This window comes from Bradyrhizobium sp. CCBAU 11361, assembly GCF_028128935.1.
Classification (GTDB): Bacteria; Pseudomonadota; Alphaproteobacteria; order Rhizobiales; family Xanthobacteraceae; genus Bradyrhizobium; species Bradyrhizobium niftali.
Map to the genome: position 1 here is coordinate 1 of NZ_LBJZ01000038.1, position 278 is coordinate 278.

Genomic DNA, 278 nt, shown 5'->3' on the forward strand with positions numbered 1-278 from the left:
AACCCGTCGCGGCAAACCGCCGTGCTGCTGGCGAGCGCCGAGCGCATCGGACCGCAGACCAGGGCCTTGTGCCAGCAGGTGTTCGACACAGAAGGGCGCCCCGGACAGCGCGCGATGTGGGGCATTGTCGGGCTGGGCCGGAAGTATCCGGCGCGGCTGGTCGAGCAGGCCTGCGCGCACGCCATCGACAACCGCATCTACCGCTACAAGCACGTGCGTGCGACCGTCGAGCGGTTGTTCGAACAGGCGATCGAGCAGGTTGGAGTGACGCCACAGCC

1 pseudogene is annotated in these 278 nt (G+C 68.3%); it reads left to right on the forward strand.

From position 1 onward, the window contains the following. Positions 1-278: pseudogene (locus tag XI08_RS46200) on the forward strand (IS21 family transposase); the annotation flags it as partial.